Annotated in this window: 5 protein-coding genes; 3 read left to right on the top strand and 2 right to left on the bottom strand. The window is 45.8% G+C overall.

Annotated features, from left to right (window positions below; genetic code table 11):
* On the top strand, positions 1-819 hold an 819-nt coding region (locus tag BCT81_RS25080), incomplete at its 5' end, for a chromosome partitioning protein ParA (RefSeq protein WP_102426223.1).
* A gap of 52 nt (positions 820-871) precedes the next feature.
* On the opposite strand, the gene BCT81_RS25075 is transcribed toward BCT81_RS25080, so the two are convergent.
* Entirely contained in the window at positions 872-1,906 is a 1,035-nt protein-coding gene (locus BCT81_RS25075) for an AraC family transcriptional regulator (protein WP_102426222.1), read from the bottom strand.
* Positions 1,907-2,073: 167 nt separating this feature from the next.
* Between BCT81_RS25075 and BCT81_RS25070 the strand changes: the two genes are divergently transcribed.
* Both BCT81_RS25070 and BCT81_RS25065 read left to right on the top strand, forming a co-directional pair.
* Positions 2,074-3,087, top strand: a complete 1,014-nt coding sequence (locus BCT81_RS25070; protein ID WP_102426221.1) for a DUF2804 domain-containing protein — start codon at positions 2,074-2,076, stop codon at positions 3,085-3,087.
* Between the two features lie 87 nt (positions 3,088-3,174).
* Entirely contained in the window at positions 3,175-4,023 is an 849-nt protein-coding gene (locus BCT81_RS25065; protein ID WP_102426220.1) for a sterol desaturase family protein, read from the top strand.
* A gap of 55 nt (positions 4,024-4,078) precedes the next feature.
* On the opposite strand, the gene BCT81_RS25060 is transcribed toward BCT81_RS25065, so the two are convergent.
* Positions 4,079-5,258: ricin-type beta-trefoil lectin domain protein (locus BCT81_RS25060; RefSeq protein ID WP_198596958.1), on the bottom strand; the 1,180-nt coding region annotated here is incomplete at its 5' end.

Genomic DNA, 5,258 nt, shown 5'->3' with positions numbered 1-5,258 from the left:
CTCATTGAGAATCATGGAACCGAAAGACAGCAAGACACTTTGCGCCAACCCAATCAGCCTGTAACGATTGATGGCAAAGCGTATGCAGAGCAGCTGGTTAGCCTTGAAGGTAAAAGCTTGTTCAGTGAGTTTGACCAATTTTGGGCACAATGCGAACAGGCCAACAACTGTACGGTACAACTATCGCAACTAGAATCTGAGTTACCAAAAGAATGGTTTGAATTACTGAGCAACTATCCTGCTCTCTATTCAGAGTGGAAAACTATGGAAAGTACCATCCCTCTCGACTCTGTAGATGACTTAGAGGCGCGCGTTGCCTTGTTTAAGCAATCCGCGCAACAGATATGGGGTGAGTTAGCCCACCAGCTGTTTTCCGATCAATTTGCGCATTTAGACTTTACGCTTAGTGCAAAGACAGTTAATTCGATAGAAGCGAACGAGTTTACTTTGCACTATCAAAAATTACTGTCGCAGTGGCAAAGTAAAGCCGAAGCATTAAACGTAGAAACTAAAGCACAACAATACGAGCTCGCTATGTCATTACTTCCGAGTAGCTTTAGCCCAACCGAGCTAGCCTCCATTAAGGCAGAACTGCAAGAGATATATTTGGATGAATCACAAGCAAGCAACATTGTGGCTCGTGAACAACAAGTAGCGAAGCAACAGCAAACGGTGGCAACTTATCATGAACAATTCGCTCAACTAAAGTCGTCCTTAGATATACTGCGGTCTACCAGCCATAGGGACTGGAGCACCCAAGAGTGGGATACATACTATCAACAACAGGTGTCTGGCTTTCGGGAGACCTTCTTTAAATAACCTCTTTGGACAATCTAGCTTCAAATCACCAGCCAACTACCGTGGTATCGGATCAGCTGAGGTCATTGCGAAACTGTGCTGGTGTTTTATGAAGCCAGCCTTTAAATGCCCTTCTGAAGTTTGCAGGATCACTGTAGCCAAGCCTTTCACCGATATCCTCAATGCTCATGGTTGTCGCAAGTAAAAGCTCTTTGGCTAACTCAATACGAACTTCCGATAATAATGTCTGATAACTGGAATCATGAGCGTTCAGCTCGCGCCTGAGTGTACGAGAGCTGCAACCAAACTGCTCTGCGAGTCGCTCAATACCGGGAAAGTGACCTACCGTTTGGTAGAAGATCGTTTTTATCTGGTTGGTTAATAGATGCTCTGAATCCAAGGTATCAACAATCGATTGGCAAGAAGTGAGGTAACGTTTCAGAGTGGCGGCGTCATGAGTTAGTAGGGTTTGGGACAACACCGATCCATCAAATCGCATCTCACAACTGGCCTGATCAAAGGCGACATCACACGCAAACCGTTCATTATACAATGCGGCGTAATTGGGGCGCGGATAAGGCAACAACAGCGTTTCAATCGATAATACAGAGCCAGTCAGTTCCTGAAACAAAGAAAGGATCGAGCTAAGAAAGTACTCGCTGCAGAAAGGAAGCAGGTCCCCAACCTCTAATGTGTTGTCGATCAGTATCGCAGCTTTCTCACCATCTCGAATCAACTTTACCGAGAAGATCGGCCCGTTCAAGCGTAGGTATTTAAAACCTGCCTTGATCGCCTCTTCTACGTTTTGACTGGTCGATAACACATACCCCAACACACCAAAGTGGCTCAAGCTAGCGTTTTCCCCAAGCCATAAACCCAAACTATCATGTGGAAAGCTTTGGTTTACAGCACTGAAAATAGACAGTTTATCCGCGTAAGTCAGTTTCGTATTGGGATCTCGCCAATCGGCACTTTCAAGTCCTAAACCAAAGAGTAGTTCTTCAGTATTCACGCCTCTTTGTTCTATGGCATTGAGCAATAATCCCACATCTAAAGCGCCCAGGTGATGGCGGTGTTCGGTTGGCATGTACTCTGCGATAATGTTCAATCGAATCTCCCTAAATCAGATCCCCTCCGTCAACGTAACCGCTCACTATCGCCCCTAAATAGGTAAGATCGTGATTAGAAACCCGCTCCTGTCCGAATATGACCTCCAAATTCTACTAAACTCACCGCACAATGGGGTTAATTGTTAAATTAATGTGAACCATCGCAATGATAAACACACTTCCAGCTCCAGACTGCGTGATTAACTCTAATGGTCAGCCAATCATTGGGCATTTCGATGGTGTCCCAAAACATCTCAACATCGATAAGTTTGACTATCGAAACGCCATGGACGCAAAAGCAAGCGCTTGGAGTAAGCACTTCCATTACAAGCAATTTCAGTTTGCGAGCCTAGTTACACAGACTCACATCATTGGCGTTGCTATTGCTGACATTCGTTACTTGAGTTCGGCGTTTTGTTACGTATACGACATAGAGAGTAATCACCTAGAAGAGTCCAATTGGCTGCGACCTTTAGGAGTTGATAAGCAAGTTACTCACTCCCCCTTTCAAGGCACAACAAAAATCGCAGGTCATAGTATTGTCTTTGATATTAAAGACGGACATTGGAGCATCTCACTTAACACCAAGCATGTGAAAGCACAACTTAACCTACGACCAGAGCCCCAAAGCTTGCCTATGGCGATGTGCACACCAACCGGTTATTCAGGGTGGACCTACACCCAAAAGCACAATGCACTAACAGTAACTGGAACGCTTGAGATCAACCAACGAGCGGTCTCTCTCAACGACGCACGTGCTGGCTATGACTTTTCTGCTGGATACATGAGACGTGAAACCAGTTGGCGTTGGGCTAGCATCAATGCGCTAGTTGATAACACGAACATTGGGCTTAACCTCGCGGCTGGAGTTAATGAAACAGGTGGCTGTGAAAACGTACTGTGGATTAATGGAACCCGACACTTACTTAGTGATGCACAGTTTACATTTAGCCGCCAAGATACCCATTTGCCTTGGCAGATAACGTCTGCAGATGGACGCATCAACCTGACTTTTACTCCCTGCAACCACCGCAGCGAAAAGCTCAACCTATGGCTGTTAAAGAGTAACTTTCGCCAGTTCATCGGTCACTTTTCTGGCTCAATTAAAGACAACGAAGGGACAATCCACCAGCTCGATGAGGTGCTTGGTTTAACCGAAGATCACTTCGCTCGCTGGTAGAAAAACCTGCTACCTAGGCGAATTAATGAATAGCGATTAACTCAACATATCACCTCATCACTCAGAGTGGACCCACAAGGATAAAGGATGAATATCGACGCATTAATCAATCACCCAGAATGGCTACTATTGGTACTGGCGCCTTTGTTCATGATTTGCATGCTGGCGGAGTATTTTATTGGTCAGAAACAAGGACGATTACCAGATAACTCAAGCTATAAGCTATCTGAAGTGGTATGTAATTTCACACTGGCAGGTATGCATCAGCTCTCGGACTTATTGACCGGGCTGCTGATCGTTCAGCTTTACCTATGGTTATTTGGTTGGCGTTTAATGGACATAGAGATGGGCGTGTTGAGTTTCATTGTGCTCATGATTTTACAGGATTTTTTTTACTACTGGTTCCATCGAGCAAGTCATCGGGTTCGCTGGATGTGGGCCGCTCATGTCGCGCATCACAGTTCAGAGCGCATGAACTTTAGTACCGCATTTCGTCAAAGCTTAATGTACCCAGTCGCGGGGATGTGGCTATTCTGGGTGCCACTCGTCATCATAGGGTTCGACCCCAAGTGGGTGGTCTTCGTGGTGCTTTTAAACCTAGGTTTGCAGTTCTTTGTTCACACACAGTGGGTTCGAAGCTTAGGGCCTCTAGAGTACCTCTTTAACACGCCATCGCACCACCGAGTGCACCACGGCAGGAACCCGCAATACATCGATAAAAATTACGCTGGTGTGCTTATTATCTGGGATAAGTTCTTTGGTACTTTTGAACCGGAAGTGGAAATCGTGCGTTACGGCGTCACCAAACCAGTGGACAGTTTTAATCCCATCACGGTTACTTTCCAAGAATGGAGGCTAATATGGACAGACCTCAAGAATACGCAGCTATCTAGGGTGCAGAAAATTAAGTTAATGCTCTCTCCGCCTTCTGATTAACACCCGCGAATTGATGGAAGAAAACGGCCCACATTAGGCGGGCCACCAATTCAGTTTATTTCCAACGCCACTGGCTACCGTTGATATCAGCCCCCACCCGCCAAGTGCGGTCATTCCATTTCAGTGAGTTTGCTAAGCCATTCTTCAACTGACCATTATCCCAACGCCATTGTTGAGTCTCATGATTACGGCACAACTCTAAGCTAATATCTATTCCATTCTGGTCAAGACACATAGTTGGTGCGGCTTTGTTGATCAACTTGCCATTCGCATTCATTTTCCACTTTTGATTATCACCATCGTGACAGCGCCAACCATAAATGACTAAACCTGATTTAGAGCCATCGACTTCAGCATCTAGACATTTCAATCCATCCTCTGACTCAGTAACAATACTTCGCCATTCACCAGCGGTCTGCGTACCACTCGATGCTTCGAACAGAGCCTGTACTACTGATGTCAGTGGTTGAGTGCTGCGTGATGCTCTACGAGCGTTATCTTGCCAAGATTGAGGAACAGGCTGTGTAATGTCCCACAGCCCTTGACCATCATAGTATGACTTAGCTACCGATTGAGGAGTCGGTGTCCATAAAAAGTCTGGATGTCGGTTCTGATACCATTCACCACCAATCGCATTACCATTTTGATCAAGCTCCAAGTCGTAGTAATAAGTAACGTTAGTAATACCATCGTAACGCGGTGAGTCACTGGTTCTATGGGTTGGGGACGTCTCAACGACATAACTGACCACCATCTGAACGCCAACCACACTTTGGGCATTTGAAGAACGGTAACTAGAAAATCTATCTTTACGGTAATCACTCAGGTCAATGGTTACCGCTGCTGGTTGAGAAGCGGTTTGGTTCGTTTGTGGATTAAAATAGGTCACCTTATAACCAACAACAGGTTGATTCCAAACTTGATAGTCATAGGTTGCATCCATGATTAAGCTACGCTTGGAAATGCCCAGTTGATTTAAGATCGATAAGTGCCAACTGGCTGGGTTGGTATCTACACAATTCGGGTCGACAACACGCCCATTTTCATCTCTCTCCGGGTCTTTTATGTTACAGCGCCCACCAATAAAGCGAGAACTAAACGGCGCTTCAGACCATAGTAATGTCCCGAGAGCTTTGATATCTGACGGGTAGAAAGTAAGCGGCTCTCCATTCGCGTCAGGTACAATCAGCGATTGCTTTGGTCGAGGAAGCATATAGGCAGCAGGTGCCCAGCCA

It is taken from the genome of Vibrio sp. 10N.261.52.A1, from assembly GCF_002876325.1.
Classification (GTDB): Bacteria; Pseudomonadota; Gammaproteobacteria; order Enterobacterales; family Vibrionaceae; genus Vibrio; species Vibrio chagasii.
The sequence above is the reverse complement of the archived record's forward strand: the minus strand, read 5'-3'. Positions and strand labels throughout refer to the sequence as shown.